This is a genomic window from Sinorhizobium meliloti (assembly GCF_017876815.1).
Classification (GTDB): domain Bacteria; phylum Pseudomonadota; class Alphaproteobacteria; order Rhizobiales; family Rhizobiaceae; genus Sinorhizobium; species Sinorhizobium meliloti.
Window position 1 is genome coordinate 2,424,778 of record NZ_JAGIOS010000001.1, and the last position, 24,261, is coordinate 2,449,038.

The 24,261-nt window shown below is 63.9% G+C and carries 27 protein-coding genes; 13 read left to right on the forward strand and 14 right to left on the reverse strand.

The window, feature by feature from the left end; translation table 11 throughout:
• Position 1: 1 nt before the first annotated feature.
• Entirely contained in the window at positions 2–1,015 is a 1,014-nt protein-coding gene (locus JOH52_RS11440) for an AAA family ATPase (RefSeq protein ID WP_013844747.1), read from the reverse strand.
• 358 nt (positions 1,016–1,373) lie between these two features.
• On the opposite strand from JOH52_RS11440, the gene JOH52_RS11445 reads away from it, so the two are divergent.
• From JOH52_RS11445 to JOH52_RS11455, 3 genes are read left to right on the forward strand one after another with little or no spacing between them, the layout of a single operon-like run.
• Positions 1,374–1,997 (forward strand): DUF1285 domain-containing protein, encoded by a 624-nt coding sequence (locus tag JOH52_RS11445; protein ID WP_003534495.1) that lies wholly within the window; start codon positions 1,374–1,376, stop codon positions 1,995–1,997.
• A complete protein-coding gene (locus tag JOH52_RS11450; protein WP_010969880.1) occupies positions 1,994–2,626 on the forward strand; it encodes a CoA pyrophosphatase in 633 nt (210 codons plus the stop codon). The genes JOH52_RS11445 and JOH52_RS11450 overlap by 4 nt, the downstream gene beginning before the upstream one ends.
• Entirely contained in the window at positions 2,623–3,882 is a 1,260-nt protein-coding gene (locus JOH52_RS11455; protein ID WP_010969879.1) for a CCA tRNA nucleotidyltransferase, read from the forward strand. The genes JOH52_RS11450 and JOH52_RS11455 overlap by 4 nt, the downstream gene beginning before the upstream one ends.
• 18 nt (positions 3,883–3,900) lie before the next feature.
• Here JOH52_RS11455 and JOH52_RS11460 read toward each other — a convergent pair whose 3' ends face one another.
• Positions 3,901–4,086 (reverse strand): DUF1059 domain-containing protein, encoded by a 186-nt coding sequence (locus JOH52_RS11460; RefSeq protein ID WP_010969878.1) that lies wholly within the window; start codon positions 4,084–4,086, stop codon positions 3,901–3,903.
• Between the two features lie 174 nt (positions 4,087–4,260).
• On the opposite strand from JOH52_RS11460, the gene JOH52_RS11465 reads away from it, so the two are divergent.
• Positions 4,261–4,803 (forward strand): adenine phosphoribosyltransferase, encoded by a 543-nt coding sequence (locus JOH52_RS11465; RefSeq protein WP_003534501.1) that lies wholly within the window; start codon positions 4,261–4,263, stop codon positions 4,801–4,803.
• A gap of 45 nt (positions 4,804–4,848) precedes the next feature.
• Here the strand turns inward: JOH52_RS11465 and JOH52_RS11470 are convergent, their stop codons facing one another.
• The gene (locus JOH52_RS11470; RefSeq protein WP_010969877.1) at positions 4,849–5,319 is read right to left on the reverse strand and encodes a MaoC family dehydratase; all 471 of its coding nucleotides are present in this window, start codon (positions 5,317–5,319) and stop codon (positions 4,849–4,851) included.
• Complete coding sequence (locus JOH52_RS11475; protein WP_003534506.1) at positions 5,316–5,771, reverse strand: MaoC family dehydratase; 456 nt, start codon at positions 5,769–5,771, stop codon at positions 5,316–5,318. The genes JOH52_RS11470 and JOH52_RS11475 overlap by 4 nt, the downstream gene beginning before the upstream one ends.
• Positions 5,772–5,866: 95 nt before the next feature.
• Here JOH52_RS11475 and JOH52_RS11480 point away from each other — a divergent pair, with 95 nt between their 5' ends.
• Positions 5,867–6,037, forward strand: a complete 171-nt coding sequence (locus JOH52_RS11480; RefSeq protein WP_013844745.1) for a hypothetical protein — start codon at positions 5,867–5,869, stop codon at positions 6,035–6,037.
• A 206-nt stretch (positions 6,038–6,243) separates the two neighbouring features.
• Here JOH52_RS11480 and ychF read toward each other — a convergent pair whose 3' ends face one another.
• Complete coding sequence (gene ychF / locus JOH52_RS11485; protein WP_010969876.1) at positions 6,244–7,347, reverse strand: redox-regulated ATPase YchF; 1,104 nt, start codon at positions 7,345–7,347, stop codon at positions 6,244–6,246.
• Positions 7,348–7,577: 230 nt separating this feature from the next.
• Here ychF and clpS point away from each other — a divergent pair, with 230 nt between their 5' ends.
• Positions 7,578–7,883: an ATP-dependent Clp protease adapter ClpS gene (gene clpS, locus JOH52_RS11490; protein ID WP_003534512.1), complete on the forward strand. Its 306-nt coding sequence runs from the start codon at positions 7,578–7,580 to the stop codon at positions 7,881–7,883.
• Positions 7,884–7,938: 55 nt separating this feature from the next.
• Here clpS and pth read toward each other — a convergent pair whose 3' ends face one another.
• The 3 genes from pth to JOH52_RS11505 all read right to left on the reverse strand — a co-directional run bounded on the left by pth (position 7,939) and on the right by JOH52_RS11505 (position 10,983).
• Positions 7,939–8,658, reverse strand: a complete 720-nt coding sequence (pth, locus tag JOH52_RS11495) for an aminoacyl-tRNA hydrolase (RefSeq protein ID WP_010969874.1) — start codon at positions 8,656–8,658, stop codon at positions 7,939–7,941.
• Positions 8,659–9,019: 361 nt separating this feature from the next.
• A complete protein-coding gene (locus tag JOH52_RS11500; RefSeq protein WP_003532863.1) occupies positions 9,020–9,634 on the reverse strand; it encodes a 50S ribosomal protein L25/general stress protein Ctc in 615 nt (204 codons plus the stop codon).
• A gap of 167 nt (positions 9,635–9,801) precedes the next feature.
• Positions 9,802–10,983 (reverse strand): benzoate/H(+) symporter BenE family transporter, encoded by a 1,182-nt coding sequence (locus tag JOH52_RS11505; protein WP_013844744.1) that lies wholly within the window; start codon positions 10,981–10,983, stop codon positions 9,802–9,804.
• A gap of 324 nt (positions 10,984–11,307) precedes the next feature.
• Between JOH52_RS11505 and JOH52_RS11510 the strand changes: the two genes are divergently transcribed.
• The 4 genes from JOH52_RS11510 (at position 11,308) to JOH52_RS11525 (ending at position 15,453) form a co-directional block, all read left to right on the forward strand.
• On the forward strand, positions 11,308–12,264 hold the full coding sequence (locus JOH52_RS11510) for a helix-turn-helix domain-containing protein (protein ID WP_010969872.1): 957 nt from the start codon (positions 11,308–11,310) through the stop codon (positions 12,262–12,264).
• A 263-nt stretch (positions 12,265–12,527) separates the two neighbouring features.
• Positions 12,528–14,036 (forward strand): aldehyde dehydrogenase, encoded by a 1,509-nt coding sequence (gene adh / locus JOH52_RS11515; protein WP_010969871.1) that lies wholly within the window; start codon positions 12,528–12,530, stop codon positions 14,034–14,036.
• A gap of 135 nt (positions 14,037–14,171) precedes the next feature.
• Positions 14,172–14,549, forward strand: a complete 378-nt coding sequence (locus tag JOH52_RS11520; protein ID WP_003532871.1) for a DUF779 domain-containing protein — start codon at positions 14,172–14,174, stop codon at positions 14,547–14,549.
• Between the two features lie 73 nt (positions 14,550–14,622).
• A complete protein-coding gene (locus JOH52_RS11525; RefSeq protein ID WP_003532873.1) occupies positions 14,623–15,453 on the forward strand; it encodes an isocitrate lyase/PEP mutase family protein in 831 nt (276 codons plus the stop codon).
• Positions 15,454–15,493: 40 nt separating this feature from the next.
• Here JOH52_RS11525 and JOH52_RS11530 read toward each other — a convergent pair whose 3' ends face one another.
• The 6 genes from JOH52_RS11530 to lgt all read right to left on the reverse strand — a co-directional run bounded on the left by JOH52_RS11530 (position 15,494) and on the right by lgt (position 21,804).
• On the reverse strand, positions 15,494–16,426 hold the full coding sequence (locus JOH52_RS11530; protein WP_003532875.1) for a ribose-phosphate pyrophosphokinase: 933 nt from the start codon (positions 16,424–16,426) through the stop codon (positions 15,494–15,496).
• Between the two features lie 284 nt (positions 16,427–16,710).
• Positions 16,711–17,589, reverse strand: a complete 879-nt coding sequence (locus JOH52_RS11535) for a hypothetical protein (RefSeq protein WP_003532877.1) — start codon at positions 17,587–17,589, stop codon at positions 16,711–16,713.
• 147 nt (positions 17,590–17,736) lie between these two features.
• On the reverse strand, positions 17,737–18,888 hold the full coding sequence (locus tag JOH52_RS11540) for a M24 family metallopeptidase (RefSeq protein WP_003532879.1): 1,152 nt from the start codon (positions 18,886–18,888) through the stop codon (positions 17,737–17,739).
• Between the two features lies 1 nt (position 18,889).
• Positions 18,890–19,684, reverse strand: a complete 795-nt coding sequence (gene pgeF, locus JOH52_RS11545) for a peptidoglycan editing factor PgeF (RefSeq protein WP_010969870.1) — start codon at positions 19,682–19,684, stop codon at positions 18,890–18,892.
• A 162-nt stretch (positions 19,685–19,846) separates the two neighbouring features.
• Positions 19,847–20,950: a class I SAM-dependent methyltransferase gene (locus JOH52_RS11550; RefSeq protein WP_013844743.1), complete on the reverse strand. Its 1,104-nt coding sequence runs from the start codon at positions 20,948–20,950 to the stop codon at positions 19,847–19,849.
• 11 nt (positions 20,951–20,961) lie between these two features.
• Entirely contained in the window at positions 20,962–21,804 is an 843-nt protein-coding gene (gene lgt / locus JOH52_RS11555; protein ID WP_010969868.1) for a prolipoprotein diacylglyceryl transferase, read from the reverse strand.
• Between the two features lie 285 nt (positions 21,805–22,089).
• Between lgt and JOH52_RS11560 the strand changes: the two genes are divergently transcribed.
• The 3 genes from JOH52_RS11560 (at position 22,090) to proC (ending at position 24,175) form a co-directional block, all read left to right on the forward strand.
• The gene (locus JOH52_RS11560; RefSeq protein ID WP_010969867.1) at positions 22,090–22,377 is read left to right on the forward strand and encodes an accessory factor UbiK family protein; all 288 of its coding nucleotides are present in this window, start codon (positions 22,090–22,092) and stop codon (positions 22,375–22,377) included.
• A 477-nt stretch (positions 22,378–22,854) separates the two neighbouring features.
• On the forward strand, positions 22,855–23,355 hold the full coding sequence (locus JOH52_RS11565) for a type III secretion system chaperone family protein (protein ID WP_003532890.1): 501 nt from the start codon (positions 22,855–22,857) through the stop codon (positions 23,353–23,355).
• A 1-nt stretch (position 23,356) separates the two neighbouring features.
• Positions 23,357–24,175: a pyrroline-5-carboxylate reductase gene (proC, locus tag JOH52_RS11570; protein WP_010969866.1), complete on the forward strand. Its 819-nt coding sequence runs from the start codon at positions 23,357–23,359 to the stop codon at positions 24,173–24,175.
• Positions 24,176–24,261 lie beyond the last annotated feature (86 nt).

Genomic DNA, 24,261 nt, shown 5'->3' on the forward strand with positions numbered 1-24,261 from the left:
GTCAGCCCTTGGCCCGCTTCACCAGGTCGGCGATGACGTCGCGCACCGACATGCCCTCGGCGCGGGCGGCGAAGGTCAGCGCCATGCGGTGCTGGAGAACCGGCTCGGCGAGCGCAAGGACGTCGTCGATCGAAGGGGCAAGCCGCCCGTCGTAGAGCGCGCGGGCGCGGGCGCAGAGCATGAGCGCCTGTCCGGCGCGCGGACCCGGTCCCCAGGCAACATTCTTGTCGGTGTCGGCATTGCCGTTGCCGGGGCGTGCGGAACGTACCAGCGCCAGAATGGCGTCGACCACCTTCTCGCCGACAGGCATCTGACGGATCAGCCCCTGGACCTGCTGCAGGCGGCCTGCGTCGATCACCGGCCGCGCCTCGGTTTCTGCGAGGCCGGTCGTCTCCAGCAGGATCTGTCTTTCGGCAGCAAGCTCGGGGTAGCCGACATCGACCTGCATCAGGAAACGGTCGAGCTGGGCTTCGGGCAGCGGATAGGTGCCCTCCTGCTCCAGCGGGTTCTGGGTTGCGAGCACGTGGAACGGCTGTGGCAGGTCCTTGCGGTCGCCCGCGATGGTGATGTGATACTCCTGCATCGCCTGCAGCAGGGCCGACTGCGTGCGCGGCGAGGCGCGGTTGATCTCGTCGGCCATCAGGAGCTGCGTGAAGATCGGGCCAGGAATGAAGCGGAAGGAGCGATGACCGGCCGCGTCCTGGTCCATCACCTCCGAACCCAGGATATCGGAAGGCATAAGGTCGGGCGTGAACTGAATGCGGCTGTTGTCGAGCCCGAGAACGGTGCCGAGCGTGGCGACGAGCTTGGTCTTGGCGAGCCCCGGAACGCCGACAAGCAGCGCGTGTCCGCCGGAAAGTACCGCGAGCAGCGTCTGTTCCACGACGCTCTCCTGACCGAAAATGACCTTGCCGATCTCGGCGCGGACCAGCGCGATCTCTCCGAGCGCCGCCTCGGCTGCGGCGACGATCGCCTTTTCGTCGGCCAGTTCGGTCGCGCCTCTCATTACACTCATTGCAAGTCTCCCGGTCGTCCGCTTCTGGATCGATCGCCGATGCCGGCTGTCCAGTTCCTGTTTTTCAATTTAGACCCCGCGGGGCGGCTGACAAGCCGCCGCCGTCGCACTATCTCGTGAGCTTGACACCAAAGCCTGAAACATTGCGTTCCAGGCGCGAATGCGGACATATGCGCCGAAGCGAGCTTGTGGTGCATACCCGACGCTACAGCGCCGCGTCTTATCAGACGCGCAAGGCTTGCTGTAGCATTTTTAACTGCTGCATGCTTTGTCCTCGATCGGCTGTGATCAAGGGAACATGCAGCAGGCAACGGCGTCATGCTTCGGACGCAAGATCGAGACCAAACGGGACGGAACGATGGCAGAAGCCAAGATTCAGCAAACGGGCGATGCGGCCGGCCTGGCGGCGCTGATCGCACGCGCTGCCGGGCAGACGGGCGGCGAGGCGAGAGGGTTGCCGCCGGTCGACCGCTGGAATCCGCCGTTCTGCGGCGACATCGACATGGAAATCCGGGGCGATGGAACCTGGTTCTACATGGGCACGCCGATCGGCCGCCAGCCGCTGGTGAGGCTGTTCTCGACCGTGCTTCGCAAGGACGACGACGGCAAGACCTACCTCGTCACGCCTGTGGAAAAGGTCGGCATCCGGGTCGCCGACGCGCCGTTCATCGCCGTCGAGATGAGCGTGACCGAGAAGGACGGCGACAGGGTGCTGACCTTCCGCACGAATGTCGGCGACGTGGTGGAGGCGGGGCCGGAGCATCCCTTGCGCTTCGTCATCCACGGCGACAATCGCGAACTCAAACCCTATCTCCATGTGCGCGGGCGGCTGGAAGCGCTCGTCTCGCGACCGGTGATGTACGACATCGTCGAGCTCGGCGAGACCATCGCGGTGGAAGGGGTGGAGATGTTCTGCGTCAGATCGGCCGGAGCGATCTTCCCGATCATGCCCGCGGCCGAGCTGGAAGCTTTGTCCCGATGAGCAGTCACCCATACTCCGCCGACGAATTCCGTCGCCGCGCGCTGCAGCAGGCGGGGGGGCCGATCGAGACTTCCTGGCGCGATCACGGCGACTTCCTGCTGAACCCGGGCATCGTATCCTATCTCGAGTCCCTGCATCTGAAGGACGCCGCAGTCCTCGTCCCCGTCGTCGACGACGGCGAAGACGCCAGCGTCATCTTCACCCAGCGCACCTCGAATTTGCGCAAGCATTCCGGTCAGGTCGCCTTTCCGGGCGGTGCGGTGGATCCGGAAGACCACTCCATCGAAGTCGCAGCACTCCGCGAGGCCGAGGAGGAGATCGGGCTCGATCCGCGTTTCGTCGAGACGGTCGCGCGGCTGCCGCATTACATGGCCATGTCCGGCTTCCGCATCACGCCGGTGCTTGCGGTGGTTCAGCCCGGCTTCGTGCTCGAGCCCAATCCGGAGGAAGTGGAGAGCGTGTTCGAGGTGCCGTTGTCGTTCCTGATGAATCCGCGAAATCATGGACGAGGAAGCAGTCACTGGCAGGGCGCCGAGCGCCATTTCTATCGCATGCCCTATGGCGAAAGGAACATCTGGGGGATCACCGCGGGGATCGTCCGCATGCTCTATGAAAGGCTCTATGCATGACTTCCATTGTCGCCGAGCGCTGGTTTCAGGCTCCTCATCTGCGCCGCATCTTCGACCTGTTGAACGCCGATGGCGGTGAGGTTCGGGTCGTCGGAGGCGCGATCCGCAACAGCCTCATGGGTTTACCGGCCGGTGATGTCGACCTGGCAACCACCTGGCGTCCCGAGGAGGTGACCGAGCGGGCGGGGGGCGCCGGCATCAAGGCGGTGCCGACGGGAATCGACCATGGCACCGTGACGCTCGTCATCGAAGGTGTTCCCTATGAGATAACGACCCTGCGCCGCGACGTCGCGACCGACGGGCGTCGCGCCGAAGTGGCTTTCGGGACCGACTGGAAAGCGGATGCGGAACGCCGCGACTTCACCATCAACGCACTCTATGCCGGTGTGGACGGCGAGATCATCGACCATGTCGGGGGCCTCGGGGACATCGAGACGCGGACGGTGCGTTTCATCGGCAGCGCGGCCGAACGCGTGGCGGAGGATTATCTCCGTATTCTTCGCTTCTTCCGTTTCTTTGCGCATTACGGCAGCGGCCGTCCGGACGCCGAGGGCCTGAGGGCCTGCGCCCAGGCCCGCGCGAAGCTCGCCACGCTTTCCGCCGAACGCGTGTGGACGGAGACGAAGAAGCTGCTTTCGGCCGACGACCCGGGCCGCGCGCTCCTGTGGATGCGGCAGGCGGGTGTCCTGAGCGAGATCCTGCCCGAGACCGAGAAATGGGGCATCGACGCCATCCCGGCGCTGATCGCGGCGGAGAAGAGTTTCTCCTGGAGGGCGGACCCGCTCCTGAGGCTTGCGGCGATCGTCCCGCCGGACGCCGCCCGGCTCGAGGCCATGACCAAACGTCTGCGGCTGTCGAAGGCGGAGAGCGCTTACCTCGACCGGTTCGCCGAAGCGCCGGAAATCGCCGCTACTCTTGCGGATGCGGCGCTCGAACGCCAGCTCTATCGCCATGGCACAGAAGGCATCGTCGTCCGGCTGAGGCTTGCACTTGCCTCGGCGCGCCGCAAGGCCGAAACCGATCCGGCATTCCTTGCCGACAGCGCGTCCTTTCATCGGCTCCTTGCACGGGCGGAGAAATGGCAGCGGCCCGTCTTCCCGTTGAACGGTGCCGATGTCCTCAAACTGGGGATTCCCGCCGGTCCTAAGGTGGGGGAGGTGCTGGCAGAGCTCGAAGCCTTCTGGGTCGAGCGCAACTTCAGCGTCGAGCGGGCGACCCTCGTCGCCCGGCTCGAGTCGATGGTGCGGTCGGGTTGAAACCGGTTCGGGCCGCGGTCAGGCGACCTTGGTTTCGTCGACGATGCGGGCCTTGATGTTGTCGACCATGTTTTCGCGGATGACCGTCTCGCCATGAGTCTCGCGCATGTGCTCGACGACCCGGCGCACGATCTCCGCATCATTGTCAGCGCGGGTGTGCCAAGCGCAACCCGGGACGAGCGAACCGCATTCGAATAGGCGCATGGTGTTCCTCCTTCCTACAATCGGCAAAGCCTCCCCTAGAAAAGCCTAGCATCAACCCGCGCTCTCGCCAAATTGTTCCGGCCCGGACCCCGAGCGAAGAAAATCCTGTAAACGGGCACTTTGTTGGTGCTATGCCTGTGGCAATAGAGGATCCAGCAAAGGCCGCATTCACACATGACCGCTGTTCAATCGGAACTGATTTCCGCTATCAGAAGCATTCCGGACTATCCGAAGCCCGGCGTCATGTTCCGTGACATCACGACCCTGCTCGGCAACCCGCGGGCATTCCGCCGGGCGATAGACGAGCTCGTCCATCCCTATGCCGGTACCAAGGTCGACAAGGTCGCCGGCATCGAGGCGCGCGGCTTTATCCTGGGCGGCGCGATCGCGCACCAGCTTTCGGCCGGCTTCATACCCATTCGCAAGAAGGGAAAGTTGCCGCACGACACGGTGCGGATCGCCTACAGTCTGGAATACGGCGTGGACGAGATGGAAATGCACAGGGACGCGGTCGCTCCCGGCGACAAGGTGATCCTCGTCGACGACCTGATCGCCACCGGCGGCACCGCCGAAGGCGCCGCCAAGCTCCTGAAGCAGATGGGTGCGGACATCGTCGCAGCCTGCTTCATCATCGATCTGCCTGAGCTCGGCGGACGCAAGAAGCTCGAAGCGCTCGGCGTCAATGTGCGCACGCTCATCGAATTCGAGGGGCATTGAGCCCTCCGGTTCATAGGCTAGGACCAAACAGCTGGCCCCGGCCCTTCAAGCGAATTCGATGACCTTGCTCTCGAAGCGGATGACCGGCTCGCCGTGCTGGTTCTCGCCCTCGCAGAGGATCGTGTTGATCCGCCAGCCGGGTCGCGAGGCGACGATCCGGGCCTCCAGTAGAGTGACCGCATAGGTGATCGTGTCGCCGGCATAGACCGGCTTCAACCACCTGAGTTCCTTGAACCCGGGCGAGGGGCCGAGCTTCGGCGCGTGCAATCCCTCGGCTGCAAGGCGGCGGATCTCCTCCTTCCAGAACCGCAGGAAGCACTGCATCCAGCCGGCGCTGGTATGCCAGCCGGAGGCGCAAAGGCCGCCGAAAAGCGACTGTCTCGCCTGCTCCTCATCGACGTGGAAGGGTTGCGGGTCGAAATCGCGGGCGAAGCGGACGATGTCCTCCGCGGTGAATGTCAGGCTGCCGGTGACGACCTTGCGCCCGGCCTGGTAGAGCTCCTCCAGCGTCATCATGCGCGCGCCTCCCCATTGCGGCGCCTGAACATGACGGAGCATTCCGAAACCGCCACGGCTTCGCCGCTCTGGTTCTCGATCTCGTTGCGAAACTTGACGAGGCCGATCGCGGGCTTGGTTTTCGACGGGCGCGCCTCCAGGACCAGGCTGAAGCCTGAAAGGATATCTCCGGCAAGGACCGGCTTCTTCCACTCCATGAAGTCGATGCCCGGTGACCCTTGCGAGGATGAATTGCCGAGAAAAGCCTCGATCATCATCCGCATGCCGACCGCGCTCGTGTGCCAACCGGAAGCGGCGAGGCCGCCGAGAATGCTGCTCTTGCCGACCTCTTCGTCCAGATGCATAGGCTGCGGATCGAACTCACTGGCGAAGGCGATCATGTCGTTGGCCTGCATCAGGACCGGGCTGTAGTCGAAACGCCGGCCCTGAGTGAAATCCTCGAAATACAGCATGCCTCATTCTCTCCTTCACGCCGCCGCGCGTCCTGACACCCTAACAAAGGCCCGCCCTTACGTGGCTTCAGCCTGGCCGATTTTCCAGGTTGCGCATGTCGATTGTTCATTGGATCACCTCACTGAAAGTCGTGCGTGGCAACTTTTCCGGCAAGGATCCGCCCATGACAGATTTGAACAAGGCCCTGGCGGCAGCCGCCGAAAAGGGACTCATATCAGCCGATCGTGTCAATGATCTTGATGCTTTTATTTCGGCGCGGGAGTGATTGCCGGATCGGCAAAGGCCGTAGCAAGGCGGCCATGACGAGACACTTTGGGCATGCCGTCCGGCGTTCGCCGCCCATGCAGATTCTGCAGCTGGATCACGATGATTTTAGGCCGGGCCGACCTGGAATCATGAACGTGATCGGTTCTGACAAGTTGAGACGCGGGACGCGGGAGGAAAACCGCACACAGGTTTTCCTCATCCGCTCTACGTATTGAACCGGAAATGGATGACGTCGCCGTCCTGGACGACGTATTCCTTGCCTTCGTCGCGAGCCTTGCCGGCCTCCTTCGCGCCGTTTTCGCCGCCATAGCCGATATAGTCGTCATAGGCGATCGTGTTGGCGCGGATGAAGCCGCGTTCGAAATCCGAGTGGATGACGCCGGCGGCCTGCGGCGCCTTGGTGCCGCGCGGGATCGTCCAGGCGCGCGTCTCCTTCGGTCCAACCGTGAAATAGGTGATGAGATCGAGGAGCTTGTAGCCGGCGCGGATCAGCCGGTCGAGGCCGGCTTCCTCGAGACCGAGCGCCGCGAGGAATTCCTTCGCTTCCTCTTCCGGCAGCTGCGCCACTTCGGACTCGATCGCCGCCGAAATGACGACCGTTTCGGCGCCCTGCTCCCTGGCCATCTTCTCGACGGCGCGGGTGTGCTCGTTGCCGGTCGCGGCGTCGCTTTCGGCGACGTTGCAGACGTAGAGAACCGGGTGCGAGGTGAGCAGGTTGAGGCTCTGGAGAATGCGCAGCTCATCGGCGTCGAGCTTGGAAAGCAGGGTGCGCACGGGCTTGCCTTCCTGCAGCAGCTTCAACGATGCTTCCATGATGGGAAGCTGCGCCATCGACTCCTTGTCCTTGCCGGTCGCACGCTTGCGCGTCTGTTCGGCACGCCGTTCGAGGCTGTCGAGATCCGCGAGCATCAGCTCGGTCTCGATGGTGTCGGCGTCTTCGACCGGATGGATACGGCCTTCGACATGGGTGATGTCGTCGTCCTCGAAACAGCGCAACACGTGCACAACGGCATCCACCTCGCGGATGTTGGCGAGGAACTGGTTGCCGAGGCCCTCGCCCTTGGACGCGCCGCGCACCAGCCCGGCGATGTCTACGAAGGAGATGCGCGTCGGGATGATCTCCTTCGACTTGGCGATGTCGGCGAGCTTGCGCATGCGCGGATCGGGCACGGCGACTTCGCCGGTGTTGGGCTCGATCGTGCAGAACGGATAGTTCGCCGCCTGCGCCGCCGCCGTCTTTGTCAGCGCGTTGAAGAGTGTGGACTTGCCGACATTCGGCAGCCCGACGATACCGCATTTGAAGCCCATGGCTGAAACCCGTCGTTCCTGATTGCTTGGCCGTGGCTATGGGATAAAGGAGAGGGACGGTCAAGCTTTTCGCGCATTTCCGATTGCCTCCGGAGGCGAGTTTCACTTGAATGCGCGGGATCGGAGGGCGATATTGGCAATACTGGACGCGGAAAACGCAGCGCGGTTTGCCACCCCGCAGCCGGCGCGGCCGCCAACGCTTTTCTCATGTCATCGACGGCGGATTATCGATGAGCGACAATGATGTAGCCGCAAAGCGCCTGACCAAGCCGAAGCTCGAGCGGCCGAAGCTCTACAAGGTCCTGCTCGTCAATGACGACTTCACGCCGCGGGAATTCGTGGTCATGGTGCTCAAGGCCGTTTTCCGCATGAGCGAGGAGGCGGGCTACCGCGTGATGATGACGGCCCACAAGATGGGCACTTCGGTCGTGGTGGTGTGCGCGAAGGATGTCGCGGAGACCAAGGCCAAGGAGGCAACCGACCTCGGCAAGGAGGCGGGCTTTCCGCTGTTGTTCACGGCAGAGCCGGAGGAGTGAGGCAGCGGCCTGCGCGGTTGGAGCGGGTGCGGGCGGAAAACCGCTCCCACTTTTCCTAATCCCCTTTCGGCCCGAACATCTTCTTCAGCATGTCGGCCATAGGGCCCGTCACCGGCAGCTTTTTCGGCTGGGCGGTGGCACGCGCCTGATGGATATGGGATTGCGCCGCCTGCTTCTTCACAGCGACGGGCTTCTCCGTCTCGGGCTTGCCCCCGGTCGCCAGCGCGATCTTGTTCATGAGCTGCGAGTCCTCGCCCTTCACCAGCATCGCGGCATTGTCGGCGATGGCCTCGAGCAGGAGCGAAAGCCAGGCCTGGTCGGCCTTGGCGAAATCGCCGAGCACATGCGCGTGGACCAGATCCTTGACCCCCGGATGGCCGATACCGAGCCGCAAACGGCGGTATTCCTTGCCGCAATGGGCGTCGATGGACTTGATGCCGTTGTGCCCGCCGTGGCCGCCGCCGGTCTTGATCCGGGCCTTGCCGGCGGGAAGGTCCAGTTCGTCATAGATGACGACGATGTCCTTTGGCGCGAGCTTGTAGAAGCGCATCGCGTCGCCGAGGGCTTCGCCGGAGAGGTTCATGAAGGTCTGCGGCTTCATCAGCAGGACGCGTTCGCCGTCGATCTCGCCTTCGGAGACCTCCGACTTGAATTTCCTCGACCAGGCGGAAAAGCCCTGGCGCCGCTGAATGGCGTCGACGGCCATGAAGCCGATATTGTGGCGGTTGCCGGCATATTTCGGGCCGGGATTGCCAAGTCCCGCGATGATCAGCATGCGGCTAAACTCCTGATGCTCCGCCTCTGGGCAGTGGCGATGCAGAGCGGTTGCGGGCACGCCTGCCCCTCATCCCGCTGCCGCGACCTTCTCCCCGTTCTGACGGGGAGAAGGGGTATGCCGCGCCCTCTCAGGTCCCCTCTCCCCGCAGGCGGGGAGAGGGTTAGGGTGAGGGGCGAACCTTGCCCCGTCAAGTCATGCAGCCACCCCAAATCACCGACATCGAGGCGAGTCAATGCCAATCTCGCCGCCAGCTGAGGGTGCACCGTTTCAAAAGAAAACCCGCCCCACGAAAATGGGACGGGATTCTTTCACTCGGGGCGCGGCACGGCCCGGATCGGGCGACCGCTTGAAGCAGAGATCAAGCCTCTTCTTCGCCGCCCTCGGCTTCTTCAGTCGGTTCGGCTTCCTGCGTGCGGCCGGTGATCGTGGCGACCGTGAAGTCGCGATCGGCGATGACCGGGGTCGCGCCTGCGGGGAGCTTGACGTTCGAAATGTGGACGGTGTCGCCGATCTTAAGGCCGGTGAGGTCGACCGTCAGGGATTCCGGAATGTTGTCCGCGGAAACGTTCAGCTCGACTTCGTGACGAACGATATTCAGTGCGCCGCCCTGCTTGAGGCCCGGGGACTTCTCTTCGTTTTCGAAGTGAACAGGAACCTGAACGGAGACCTGGCTGCCCTTCGAAACGCGAAGGAAATCGACGTGCATGGTGAAGTCGCGGACCGGATCGAGCTGATAGTCCTTCGGCAGGACGCGGATCTTCTCGCCGTTGACGTCGATCGTCGCAACGGTGGTCATGAAACCGCCGGCATGGATCTTCATCGTCACGTCCTTGGTGGACAGCGCGATGGAAAGCGGGGGCTGCTTGTCACCATAGATGACAGCCGGAATAAGACCGTTGCGGCGAAGTTCACGGGAGGACCCCTTACCAACCCGATCGCGCGTCTCGGCCTTGAGCTCGTAAGTTTCGCTCATAGGTAGACCTTTCTGTGTTATTTGGAGAGTTCGTCCGTCAAAGGCGGAAAAACCTGAAGCCGCCGGGCGGCTTCATCCGCGTTGCCTCCAAGGGTGTCTGCGCGGACGCGGGGTCCATAGCCGAGAACGGGCTTAAATGCAAGGCGCGGCGTTAGGCCGAGCACACATCACCCCTTACCCTTGGCGAAGCGCGCCAGAGCCAGCATCAGGCCGCCCGCGACAAGGCCCCAAAAGGCCCCGGACACGCCGGCGAAGCCCACGCCCGAGGCAGTGACGAGAAAAGTGATGGCGGCTGCTTCGCGCGTCTCGGCATTCGTGAAGGCGGCAACTGCGGAGCTCGAGAAGGCGCCGATCAGCGCGAGGCCGGCAACCGCCTCGATCAGCACCGATGGCGCGAGGCTGACGAAGGTCGTGACGGCTCCGGCCAGGAGGCCGAAGACGACGTAGGCGATGCCGGCATTGATCGACGACCAGTAGCGGCGGGCGCGGTCGGGATGGGAATCGGAGCCGGCGCACATCGCCGCGGTGATCGCCGCAAGATTGACCGCATGTCCGCCGAAAGGTGCGCTCAGCAGCGTGAAGAGCCCGGTCGTGGCGAAGAGGGGACCCGGATCGGGGTGGTAGTCATTCACCTTCAGGACCGCGATGCCGGGAATGTTCTGCGAGGCCATCGTGACGATGAAAAGCGGAAGAGCGATGCTGATCAGGGCGGAGGCGCTGAAGGAAGGCGAAACGAACTCGGCCTGCGGTACGAGCGCGGCGGAGAGCCCGGCCAAGGCGCCCTCCGGCATGTCTATCCCAAGCGCGACGACAAGAACGAAGGCGATGAGCGCGGCCGGAACGGCATAGAGCCTGCTGACGCTGCCGACGACCGCCCAGGCAAGAACGATCGGCAGGCCGAAGAGGGGATTGAAGGCGATCGCCTTCACCGGCGCGAAGCAGAGACTGAGGAGCACGCCCGCAAGCATCGCATTCGCCAGCGCCGGCGGAATGGCGGACACGATCCTGCCGAGCGGCTTCCACAGGCCGGCGATGATGATCAGCAATCCGCAGACGAGAAAGGCGCCCACGGCGGCGTTGAATCCGCCCTCCACCACGCCGGAACTCGCGAGCAGGGCCGCGCCCGGCGTCGACCAGGCGATGCTGACGGGAAGCCGCGTGACGGTGCTGACGAGGATGGCGCAGACACCCATCGAGATCGACAAGGCCATCAGGCCGGAGGCCGCCTGCGCCTCGTTCGCGCCGACGCCGGTAAGGCCGTGCAGAACGACCGCAAAGGAGCTGGCAAAGCCCACGAATGCAATCAGCACGCCCATGAACAGGCTTTGGACGGAGAAATCACGAAGCATGGCTGACAACCGGATGTTGCGACGAGTCGGGAATATCGTTTCGAGTAGCACATCATCCGGCCTGTCGATACCGCCTGTCGGTACAGCCCTGCCGAGTGCCCTTGGTGCGGGGAGAAAGACTTTAGTCAGGGTGGACCTGCCGCTGGATCGATGTCTATAGTTAGAAAGGGGGAATATGCCGTTGCAGAGTTCGGCGCCCGTTTGCGCCGCAGAACGCTGTCCAAGCGGAGGAGGAAGCGTGGATTCTTTCCGCGCGCTTCGCTTGTGAGCGTCGATCAGCCACGGGTCGGTTGGCCCGGTCGCCGCGATCCAGGGAGGGAGCGAATGCCTTCAATCAGGGACCACTCCGAGCGGGTCTACCGCATCGCACATCAGTCTTCCGCTGCGGTGACTTCGCCGGTCGCTGCATCGTGGCGCCGTTGCATGACGCTGCACGGCCTGGCGCCGGAGGATGCGCGTTCGCCCTGGCGTCTTTCGGAGATCGAGTTCCGGCAGGCGCGCGAAAGCTCCGGCGCCCTCATCGCAGAGGCGGCCGGCGAGCTCGACCGGCTGTTCGCCACTGTCGGCAAGGCCGGGTGCTGCCTGCTGCTTACCGACGGAAAGGGCGTTGCACTGGAACGACGCGGGGCCGGCGGCGACGATGCGGACTTTCGCGGGATCGGGTTGTGGTCGGGAACCGTGTGGAGCGAGGCGAGCGTCGGGACCAATGGCATCGGTACGGCGATCGCGGACGAGCGTCCGGTCCTCATCCAGCGCGACCAGCACTTCCTCAGCCGCAATATCGGCCTGAGCTGCGCCACGGCGCCGATCCGTGACGAGAGCGGCAAGCTCGCCGCGGCGATAGACATCTCCACCTGCCGTGACGACGCATCCGAGGCGACGCTTTCGATCCTCTCGCAGGCGGTGCGCGATGCCGCAGCGCGAATCGAGGCCAATCTTTTCCGCCGCGCTTTCGTCGGCGCCCGCATCGTTCTCGTACCCGTCGACCGGGCGGGACCTGCACTGCTTGCGGTCGACCGTGACGATCTCGTTCTCGGCGCGACGCGGGCTGCCCGGCTGTGGCTCGGGCTCGACGACGAGCGTATCGCCGCCGGCGTCCCGGCTTCCGACCTGCTTCAGGAAGACCTCCCGGGCGAGGGCGGCGAATTGCCGGACGCGGAACGTGCGGCGCTGCGCCGCGCGCTCTCCCGGGCGAAGGGCAACGTATCCATGGCGGCCGATCTCCTCGGCATCAGCCGCGCGACCCTCTACCGCAAGATGAAGCGATTGGCCCTGAACTGACAGCATCGCGATGGGCGAGGGGACTTCGCGGGGTGCGGCTTGTCCCTTCGCCCCGCTTGCGGGAAGAAGGTGCCGGCAGGCGGATGAACGGCAGGTCCCAGCGGACGATGCTGCGGCGCAGCAGCGCAGCAGGCGCCCACCTGTCGCAATTCTGAAACAGTCGGTGCCATCAACCGCGGCGCCGCCCTACCGGAAATGCGCATTCGGCCTCACTCTTCCTTCCACAGCAACCGCACCGCTGTCTATTCCAAGGGAGGAAGTCCATGCTGCATCAGAAGATCGTCGAGAACCCCTACAAGCAGAAATACGGGAACTTCATCGGCGGCGAATGGCGCGAACCCGTTGCAGGCCGCTATTTCGACAACACGACGCCGATCACCGGCGGCACGCTTTGCGAGGTCGCGCGTTCGGACGCCGCCGACATCGAGATCGCCCTCGACGCGGCGCACGCCGCAAGGGAGAAATGGGGCCGGACCTCGACGACGGAGCGGTCGAACATTCTGATGAAGATCGCCGCCCGCATGGAGGACAATCTGGAGCTTCTGGCACGGGCGGAAACCTGGGACAACGGCAAGCCGATCCGCGAGACGATGGCCGCCGACATTCCGCTGGCGATCGATCATTTCCGCTATTTCGCGGCCTGCATCCGTGCACAGGAAGGCTCGATCGGCGAGATCGACCACGACACCGTCGCCTACCATTTCCACGAGCCGCTCGGCGTCGTCGGCCAGATCATTCCCTGGAACTTCCCGATCCTGATGGCCGCCTGGAAGCTTGCGCCGGCGCTTGCCGCCGGAAACTGCGTCGTGCTGAAGCCGGCCGAGCAGACGCCGGGCTCGATCCTCGTCTGGGCGGAACTCATCGGTGACCTCCTGCCGCCGGGTGTCCTCAACATCGTCAACGGCTTCGGCCTCGAAGCGGGCAAGCCGCTCGCCACCAGCCCGCGCATCGCCAAGATCGCTTTTACCGGCGAGACGACGACCGGGCGGCTGATCATGCAATATGCCAGCCAGAACCTCATCCCGGTCACGCTGGAGCTCGGCGGAAAGTCGCCGAACATCTTCTTCGCGGACGTCGCCAGCGAGGACGACGACTTCTTCGACAAGGCGCTGGAAGGCTTCGCCATGTTCGCGCTGAACCAGGGCGAGGTCTGCACCTGCCCGAGCCGGGCACTGGTACAGGAGAGCATCTACGACCGCTTCATGGAGCGGGCGGTAAAGAGGGTCGAGGCGATCCGGCAGGGCAATCCGCTCGATGAAGCAACCATGATCGGCGCCCAGGCTTCGAGCGAACAGCTCGAGAAAATCCTCGCCTATATCGAAATCGGCAAGGAGGAAGGTGCCGAGGTGCTGACCGGCGGCGGGCGCAACGTGCTCGAAGGCGATCTTTCCGGCGGCTACTACGTCAAGCCGACCGTATTCCACGGCCACAACAGGATGCGCATCTTTCAGGAGGAGATTTTCGGGCCGGTCGTGTCGGTCACGACCTTCAAGACGGAAGCCGAGGCGCTGGAAATCGCCAACGACACGCTCTACGGGCTTGGCGCCGGCGTGTGGAGCCGCGATGCCAACCGCTGCTACCGCTTCGGCCGCGCGATCGAAGCCGGCCGGGTCTGGACCAATTGCTACCACGCCTATCCGGCGCACGCCGCCTTCGGCGGTTACAAGCAGTCCGGCATCGGGCGCGAGACGCACAAGATGATGCTGGATCACTATCAGCAGACGAAGAACATGCTGGTCAGCTACAGCCCGAAGGCTCTCGGCTTCTTCTGATCCGGCCGCTGTATCTTCCCTGTATGCGGGCGGGGCCGTGCAATCGTCCTCGTCCCGCGCCAGCCTGATCCCTCCCGGCGGGCTCCCGATGCTTCATCGGGGGCCTTCCGGCTTCTGCGAATGAGGAGATGCAAATTGAGCGACGGTGCAACGGAGCCGCGCGTGCTTGCGACGGATGCGGCGATCGACCTCATCCGCGAAATCCGGCGCGATCATCCGGATATACTCTTTCATCAGTCGGGCGGCTGCTGCGACGGCTCCTCGCCCATGTGCTACCCGGCGGACGATTACATCGTCGGCGACAACGACGTGAAGCTCGGCGAGATCGACGGCGTGCCCGTCTATATCAGCTCGAGCCAGTACGAGGTCTGGAAACACACGCAGCTGATCATCGACGTCGTGCCCGGCAGGGGCGGCATGTTTTCGCTGGATAACGGCCGGGAGAAGCGCTTCCTCACCCGCTCGCGCCTGTTCGGTGGCGGCGAGGTTTGCCTGGTGCAGCCCCGCGGCTGACCACGGGAAATTTGTTCGCTTTTTGTTCGTTTCATGTTATCGCTGGTCATCTTCAAACGGCGGATGACGGGGCATGGAAAAGCAGCAAGACAAGCATCTGAAATTCCGCGCCTTGCACGATCGCGAGGGCGCTTTCGTAATTCCCAATCCCTGGGATGCAGGTTCTGCGCGCATTCTCGCGGCGGTCGGCTTCGAGGCGCTGGCGACGACGAGCGCCGGGCTTGCCTTTTCCATCGGCCGGAGGGATTCGGCGGCGGCTCTTGCGCGCGACGTCATATTGCAGAATGCCCGCGATATCGTCGAGGCGACCGAACTGCCTGTGTCCGCGGATCTGGAGGACGGCTTCGGTAAGGATCCCCTGTGCTGCGCCGAAACGATTTCGCTGGCGGCAGGCGTCGGGCTCGTCGGTGGCTCGATCGAAGACGCAACCGGTGATGCCGCCGATCCGGTTTTCGAGTTCGGCCTGGCCGTGGAACGTGTTGCCGCCGCCGCGGAGGAAGCCCGCAAGCACCCCTTTATCCTGACCGCGCGGGCCGAGAACTTCCTGTGCGGGCGGGCCGATCTCGACGATACGATCCGGCGCCTCGTCGCATTCGAGGAGGCCGGTGCGGATGTCCTCTATGCGCCGGGGCTTCCTGACATCGAAGCGATTCGCACGGTCTGCTCTGCCGTCAAACGCCCGGTCAATGTGGTCATGGGGCTCGCCGGGCAGGTCTACACAGTGGAACAACTGCAGGAGGCGGGCGTGAAGCGCATCAGTGTCGGCGGCTCTTTTGCAAGGGCGGCCCTTGCGGCACTCATGAGCGCGGCACGAGAGGTCAAGGAGCACGGCACTTTCACCTATGCGAAAAGTGCCATGCCCGCCCGTGAGGCAGCATCATATATGCTGGACGTCAAAAGGTGATGCCGGCCGCGTCTTGACGAGACGCTCGGCGTCGTAAACGTCAATCGAACAGGCTCGATACCGATTCTTCCTGGCTCGTGCGGCTGATCGCCTCGCCGAGCAGTGCGGCGGTCGAGATCACACGGATATTGTGCGCCGACTGCACTGCCGTCGTCGGCTGGATCGAATCGGTGATCACCAGTTCTTTCAGCATCGAGGACGTGACGCGCGCGACGGCGCCGCCGGAGAGGACGCCGTGGGTGATATAGGCGGTGACGCTGGTCGCACCGTTCTTCAGCAGTGCCTCGGCGGCGTTGCAGAGCGTACCGCCGGAATCGACGATATCGTCGATGAGGAGGCAGTCCTTGCCGTTGACTTCGCCGATGACGTTCATGACTTCCGATTCACCGGGGCGGTCGCGACGCTTGTCGACGATCGCCAGCAGACAGTCCAGCCGCTTGGCGAGGGCCCGGGCACGCACGACGCCGCCGACATCCGGCGAAACGACCATGACGTTCTTGAGATTGTAGTTCTCCTTGACGTCTCGCGCCAGGATCGGAATGGCGTAGAGGTTGTCGGTCGGGATATCGAAGAAGCCCTGGATCTGGCCGGCGTGCAGGTCGAGGGTCAGAACGCGGTCGGCACCGGCTTCGGTAATGAGATTGGCGACCAGCTTGGCGGAGATCGGCGTGCGAGGACCGGGTTTTCGGTCCTGCCGGGCATAGCCGAAATAGGGGAGCACGGCGGTGATGCGGCGAGCTGAGGAGCGACGAACCGCGTCGATCATGATGAGAAGTTCCATCAGATGATCGTTCGTGGGGAAGGATGTCGACTGGACGATGAAGACGTCCTCGCCGCGCACGTTCTCGCCGATCTCGACGAAGATTTCCTGATCGGCGAAGCGCCTTACTGTGGCTTTGCCGAGCGGCAGGTTGAGATAGTTGCAGATCGCTTCGGCCAGCAGCCGGTTCGAATTGCCTGCGAAAACCTTCATTGACGGTCCGCCTTGAGCTGGCGCGGCCACGTCCGGTCGTCCGGGGGGTGGGTTCTCCGCGCAGATTCCGTGAGCCATTCCGATTGCGGGCAATCACTGCGGACGGCCGCTGTCAGAGCTGATCGGCCGCTTTTTAGCGTCCTTGAAGGTGAATGCAAGGGGATTGCTGCGGCGCAGCGCTCAATATCCGAAAAACTTTGCGTCAGCCGGCTAGGATGACGGCGATTCCGGGCCGGTTGGCCGAAAATCGGAGAACGCGGGCAAGCGGAGCCCGAGCGGAGGCGCTATCCCGCGGTCGACCGACGCCATTCGACATAGGCGTCGATCGTCTGGCTGGCGATCGCCTCCATCGTTTCTGCCGGGACGGCGCTCCAGGGGTCGGCCGCGGTCTTTGCAACGGAGTCCTGTCCCTGGATGCGGTGCAGGCGATTGCCGCTGCCGTCGAGTATGTCCCAGACATAGACGACCGTCGTCTTGCCGCCGTCGTTGAGCGCTGAAAAATATCCCTTGAGGATATGGTCGCTGGTTTTGTCGGTGGAGCTTTTGATCGCGAGCCCCTGGCTGCGCGCCGAGGCGCCGAGCTGCTTCGAGAGCGGCGTGACTGCCTGGACCGGCGCGCCGATGATCGGCAGAAAACGGATTCCGCCCGAGCCCGTCGTAGCTGCTGCAGGCGATGCGGCGGCTTGCTGCGTTTGCGCGGGCGCCTGCGTTGTTTCGACCGGTGTGGGCTGCTCGCCGCCATTCTCTTGCGTCGCTTCTTCCACAGGCGGTGCCTCATGCCGAGCGATCTGGGTCGGCGCCGCCTGAGGCTGCATCGTCTGTACCGGTGCTTCACCGCCGGCGAGACGGTTAGCCTGGCCTTCCAGCGTGCCGGCCGGGTCGGTGTAGTCGCTATAGCCGACATTGCCGCTCGCGTGCTGCGGAGGCGGGCCTGAAATGTTCGGCTGCGCCGCGAAGGCGGCCGAGCGGCCCGGCGGCACGCTTTCCACCGGCATCACCGCGGTCTGCGCCGACATGGCGTCGAGATCCGACTGGGTCACCGGAGGGGAGCGGAAACTGCCTTCGCCCACGTCCACCTGCGGGATCAGGGCGTCTGTCGTGTTGCAGCCGGCCAAGGCTGCGGCAAGGCCAAGGCTTGCGATCGGATTGATCTGCTTGCGCATCGTTCCCACCGTCTCCGCTCGAACATCCCGGCGCCGGATGCGGCGGCTGCAGCGCCGGCGCGCCCTATTGGACGCGCAAAGGTCGCTGCAGCAGGATCAGCCGCCGGCGCGTTCTTCACTTCCGACGGAAATCATAGGGCGATTTCCTTACGCAGATATGAAGTCCAGTCCGTAGCGCGAGAGCGGGCGGGGGGTGTCGGCCGTGGTGAGATAGGTCTGGCCGAGCGTCATGGCGGTGCCGCTGTCCGAGTCCATGATGATCATGTGGACGAAGAGGGACATGTCCGGCTCGATCTCCTGCGGATTGCCGATATGGAACATCTGGTGCTCCATCCAGGAGGGCGAGAAGCGTGCGCCGAGCGAATAGCCGCAGGCGTTCAGACGGTGCCGGGCAAGGCCGCGCTCGTCCATGATCTTGGCATGCACGTCGAAGACGGTCCCGAAGGTATTGCCGGGTCGAAGCACCATTTCGATAGCCTGGATCGTTTCCCGGCAGGCGCTGTAGAGCTCGCGGTGACGGTTGGTGGGCTCGCCGATCACGACCGTGCGCATCATCGCCGCATGGTAATGGGCGCTGACACCGGCCCATTCGAGCGTGAGCTGATCATTGGCGTCGAGGTTGCGCCGGCCCGCCTTGTAGCGGCAGAGCAGTGCGTCGGCCCCGGAACCGATGATGAACTCATTGGCCGGATAGTCGCCGCCGCCGGCGAAAACGGCGCCCTGCATGGCCGCGAGGATATCCGCCTCGCTGCCGCCCGGGCGGATGAGTGGCAGCGCCGCGTCGAGCGCGTCGTCGGCAAGGCTCGCCGCCTTCTCGACATGAGCGATCTCCGCCGGGCTCTTGATCAGACGCAGGCGGCTGACGAGCAGCGACGCGTCGACCAGTTCCCCGAAAGTGGAGAGCTGGTGGTCGACGAGGCGCGCCGTTCTTCCGGTCATGCCGTGCGTGTCGTATTCGACGCCGATGCGGCGGCCGAGGAGATCGAGTTCGCTGAGCAGGTTCTTGAGGTCCATGGCCGGATCGGCATTGACCCGATCCACCCATATTTCGATTCGCTCGATGTTCGACGTATGACGCGCCTGGCGCAGGTCGGCCGAACGGGTGAGCAGGACCATCGAACCATCCCGCTTGACCACGAGCGACTGGAAGAAGCAATAGCCGAAGGTGTCGTAGCCGGTCAGCCAGTACATGCTCTCCTGCGCGAAGAGCAGTATCGCGTCGAGCTTTTCTTCCTGCATCTTGGCTGTGAGCCGCGCCAGGCGGGCCGCATATTCTTCTTCGGCGAAATGAAGCGCCATCTCAAACCTCCCGTATGGAAATCGCTGATATCTGCCGCCCGTAATCAGGCTCCTGCCTGTGCGTCGTTCGGCGATAGGAGAAGAAGCGGTCTTCGTCCGCATAGGTGCAGATGCCGAGGTTTTCCGCAGTCACGCCGGCCTCGGCCAGCCGCCGGACCGTCAATCCGGGAAGGTCGAACATGGCATGGCCGTCGCGGCCCGACGGCGTGAAAAACGACGCATAGCTTGCCTCAGTGGCGACGAAGCGGGCTACGAATTCGGGGCCGACCTCGTAGTGGCTCCGGCTGATCGACGGTCCGAGGCAGGCGATGATGCGCTCGCGGCGGGCACCGAGCGAGATCATAGCCTCGATGGTGCTTTCGAGCACGCCACCCAGCGCGCCCTTCCATCCGGCATGGGCGGCACCGATCACGCCTGCTTCCGGATCGGCGAAAAGGACCGGGCCGCAATCGGCGGAGAGAACGCCGAGGACGATGCCGGGCGTTGCCGTCACCAGCGCATCGGCATCCGGCCGCGCGCCGTCGTAACCGGCGTCGACGATGATCGCGTCCGGCGAATGCACCTGGTGCACCGTGGCAAGCCGTCGTGGCTCTGCGCCGAACCAGCGGGCGACCCGGGCTCGGTTCTCGCCGACCCGTTCCCGCTCGTCGTTCGAGCCGAGACCGACATTCAAACCGCGGTAGATGCCCTCGGAAACGCCTCCCTGGCGCGTGAAATAACCATGTGCGATTGCCGGGCCTGCCTTTGCGCCGAAGAGCGGGCTCTGCACAGGGGATAGCGAGGCATCATCCTGCATTCGGTGTTTTCGCCCTCGTGATTTTCTAAGCTTCGTTGGAATTGAGGGCGCGTTGCGGCCCGTCGACTTGCAGCTGATTTGCCGGCGCGATGTTGACCCGGCAGGCGGGGACTGTCAATCGCCCTGCCGGGGCGAGGGACCCGAGGCGGCCCACGGCCGGCGCTAAGGCGCCTTCTTCCGGAAGGGCGCCAAGGCGACTTCCGGACTGCTTACCACCAGCACCTTGAACAGCTCTCCCATCTTTCCCGCGCCGGAGCCCGCAAGCCGCTCGACATCGTCGCGGATGCTTTCCTGAGTCGTCTCGTCCTTGTCCCGGCCGAGGGTCGAGGCGCGTTCCAGGAGGCCGAGGCCGACCAGGAAATCACCCTGACGGGCAAGTCCGTTGATCTGCACGCCCTCCGCTTTCGCACGGCTCGCCAATTGCTCGAAATCGACGTGGCTGGTCAGGTCGGCGAGACCGGGATTGGCAAGCGGCGGATCATATTCGTGATTGCGGACGGCCTGCAGCGTGTCGCCGTAGCCGGTCGCCAGATGGCCGTAGTCGATAATGATCGCCGTGCCGCCGCCGGCGCGGAGGCGCTCGCAGAGCGCGGCCATCACCGCGTCGCGGGCGGGGGAGATCTCGAAGATCGTGCCTTCCGCGACGGCTGGCGCGGGAGAGGGCAGCAATGCGGGATCAATGCCGGCAATGCCTGCAGCAAAGGTCAATCGGCCCTCCGCATCGAGGCCGACCATGCGCTCACGGAACCCTTGTGCGGTCCGCACGAACTGACGGATCGGAATTGCGTCGAAAAGTTCGTTCGCAGCCAGGAGCAGGAATCCGGAGGGGAGGCTGTCGAAGCTCTCATGCCAGCGGACCTTGCCTTCGTGTTCGGCCAAGGTCTCGGCCTGCAGCCTGCGAAGCCGGTCGCTGGTTTCGACGAGATGAACGGTCGCTGTCCGGTACAGTGCCGGCGCCAGCCGCCGGATGACGCGGAGCATGTCGGACATCATCGTGCCGCGGCCCGGACCGATCTCGGCGATAATCGCGTCCCCAGGCGTGCCGTGCTGCTGCCATGCATGCACGAGGAATATACCGATCATCTCGCCGAAGAGCTGGCTGATTTCCGGTGCGGTGGTGAAGTCGCCCGCCCGTCCGAACGGTTCGCGGACGCGATAATAGCCGTGCTGCGGATCGGCAAGGCAGAGGGAGAAATAGTCGGTCACGCTGATCGGCCCATTGGTCCGGATCAGCGCCTCGATCTTGTCGGCGAGAGGATTCGTCATGACTTGTCCAGTCAAGCGGCGGCAGCCGCGCTGCGCGCCCGCGCAATGGCCCAGATACCGACCAGTGCCATCGGCAGTGAAAGCACCATGCCCATGGTAAGCCAGTCTCCGGCAAGATAGCCGATCTGTGCGTCCGGTTCGCGGAAGAACTCCACGAAAATGCGGCTCGCAGCATAGCCGCAGACGAAGATGCCGGTGACGAGGCCGGGCATTTTCAGGGCTCTGCGGCGATAGACGAACCAGGCGAGCACGACGAGAAGCACAATGCCCTCCAGGGCCGCCTCGTAAAGCTGACTCGGATGACGGGCGAAGGGGCCTCCCGTCGGGAAGACGACCGCCCAGGGCATCGAGGACAGGCGGCCCCAGAGTTCTCCATTGATGAAATTGGCGATGCGCCCGAAGAAGAGCCCGATCGGCACCACTGCTGCCACGACGTCGAACAGGCTCCAGAGGGGGATCGCGTTCCTTCGCGCAAAGATGATTATCGCCAGGGTCGTGCCGAGAAGGCCCCCATGGAAGGACATGCCGCCGTTCCATATCTGGATCGCGCGGACGGGATTCTCGAGGATGGAGCCGAGATCGTAGAAGAGGATGTAGCCGATGCGCCCGCCAAGCACGATGCCGCCGGCCGCCCAGAGCAGGAAGTCGTCGAGCTGTGCCAGGTTGAAGGGGGCGGTGCCGTTGCGCCAGAGCGAAGCGTTCTGGATTATGCGGCGCGCATAGAGCCATCCGAGCAGTATACCCGCGACATAGGCCAGCCCGTACCAGCGCACGGCGAGCGGCCCTATCGTGAAGATGACGGGGTCGATTTCGGGGAAGGGTAGGATGGCGAGGCGGGTCGCGATTGTTTCCAAGGTCTTCTCTCGTGCCGGACCGATGATTTCGGCGGAACATGACGAGCGAATCCGGCGCGGTCAAGCACCCGCTGCCGCCACGCAACGACGCTCCAGCCTCTTTCGAACGTAGAAAGGTAGCCGCAGCGCGCTATACTGCCCCATTGCCTCATCGCAAATTCAAGGGTCCCGGAGAACGATGAGCGGCGTCGCGGACGTCATTTTCCTTGCATCCTCACTCCGGGGACCCTACCTGAAATCATGAGCTCCGCCGCATGTGGCGGGATGGAAATGGAGACCGGAAAGATGAGCACAGGCGCCAACCGTATTCTCGATGATCTCGCCCGGCTGATGACGGATGCGGCGGGCGCGGCCCAAGGGGTGCGGCGCGAGGTCGAGGCGGCATTCCGGGCGCAAACCGAAAACTGGTTGAATTCGCTCGATGTCGTGAAGCGCGAGGAGTTCGAGGCGGTCAAGGAAATGGCCGCGCGGGCACGGGACGAAAACGACGCTCTCCTTGCTCGCATCGAAGCGCTGGAAGCACGTTTGGCCGCGACCGGCCCGGCGGCCGCCGACATCACGACGGGCAAGTAAAAGAACCTGCCTCACGCCGGCCTTCGGTCGTCGTCGACCATCGAACCGCGTGCCTTTGCGGTTCTCACGGAGGCGGATGCGGCGCGGGGCCAAATCGGCCACCCCGCCGTCGCCCGACGCATTTCACTTCGCTGGCGTCACGGTTAACAAAAACTGAAAAGTTTTCCACCTGTGGACACTGGCAAAAAACCTTTATCGCAGAGTCGTTTAAGCAGCCGCGCTGAATCAGAATCATAGCGCGGGGCGCTATTCTTCCCGGCAATTTTTAGGCTCAGGGGCTGGCACGCTGACTCTGCCGTTATACACTGATTTTAAATGATGATTCGACACGGACCATGCAAGCTCCGGGCAGGGTAAGTAAGCCAGGATAGTCGCAGGTCCAGCAATCATAGTGTGTTCGTATCCGGTACTAGGTTTGCAGTGTTGCGTCCTGTGAGCGTGACTTTGCGCGCCTTAGCCGCGCCTTTAGGGTGATGCATGAGCCTTTTGGAAATGGAAGCCGAGCGCCAGTCCAACCCGGTCGATATGATCGAGTTCGTTGCCGCGAACAATGACTGGTCCTTCGAGCGATCCGGCGAAGACGAGATCGCCATGACCGTCGAAGGCAGGTGGGCGGACTACCATGTTTCCTTTTCCTGGATGGAGGAGTTCGAGGCGCTGCATCTGGCGTGCGCCTTCGACATCAAGGTGCCGGACAGCCGCGCAAACGAGGTGATCCGGCTTCTGTCCCACATCAACGGTCAGGTGCTGATGGGTCATTTCGATCTTTGGCGCCAAGAAGAAGTCATCATCTTCCGGCAATCTCTGTTGCTCGCCGGTGGAGCGGAACCGACGAACCAGCAGGTCGAGGTGCTCCTTTCGAACGCGCTCGACGCCTGCGAGTCCTATTTCCAGGCGTTCCAGTTCGTCGTTTGGTCGGGCATGGATGCGCAGCGCGCGGTCGACGCGGTATTGTTCGAGACCGTTGGGGAGGCATGAAGTGAGCATTGCCGTTTCGGGTCCGATCGTGCTCGTCGGCGCCGGCAATATGGGCGGCGCCATGCTCGCGGGCTGGCTGAAAAGCGGAGTCCGTGGCAGCGACGTTCTCGTCATCGATCCGGGCCCGTCACCGGCGATGGCAAAGCTCCTGGCGGATAGCGGTGTGCAACATGCGACCTCCGCTCCGGCGGGCGGTAAGGCGGGCGCGATCTTCCTCGCGGTCAAGCCGCAGGTGATGGAAACGGTGCTGCCACCCCTGAAAGGGCTCGTCGGTCCGCAAACCGTGATCGTTTCAGTGGCCGCCGGCAAGACGCTGGGTTTCATCGAGCGGCACCTGGGTGAGGCGGCGACGGTGCGCGCCATGCCGAATACGCCGGCCATGATCGGACGCGGTGTGACCGGCGCCTTCGCGAATGCTCGCGTCAGCGAGGCCCAGCGCGCGCTGGTGCATGATCTGCTGAAGGTCAGCGGCCCGGTCGAATGGGTCGGGAGCGAAGCGGATATCGATGCCGTGACCGCCGTCTCCGGCAGCGGCCCGGCCTATGTCTTCTATCTCGTCGAGTGCATGGCGGAGGCCGGGCGCAAGGCCGGACTCGAGGCGGACCTAGCCATGCGTCTTGCTCGGGAAACCGTCGCGGGGGCTGGTGAACTCCTCCATCAGTCCCCCGACGATGCAGCGCGCCTGCGGCAGAACGTCACTTCGCCCGGCGGTACCACGGCGGCTGCGCTGGCGGTATTGATGGCGGATGACGGCATGCAGCCGCTCTTCGACCGGGCCATTGCGGCGGCGCGCAAGCGCGCGGAAGAGCTGGCCGGGTAATTCCTGGCGAGACAGCGTGTCCCGCAATTCACTCTGAAGTTGTCGCAATCGTTCACGCTTTTGGTCGTATGTCGAATCGGCCCATC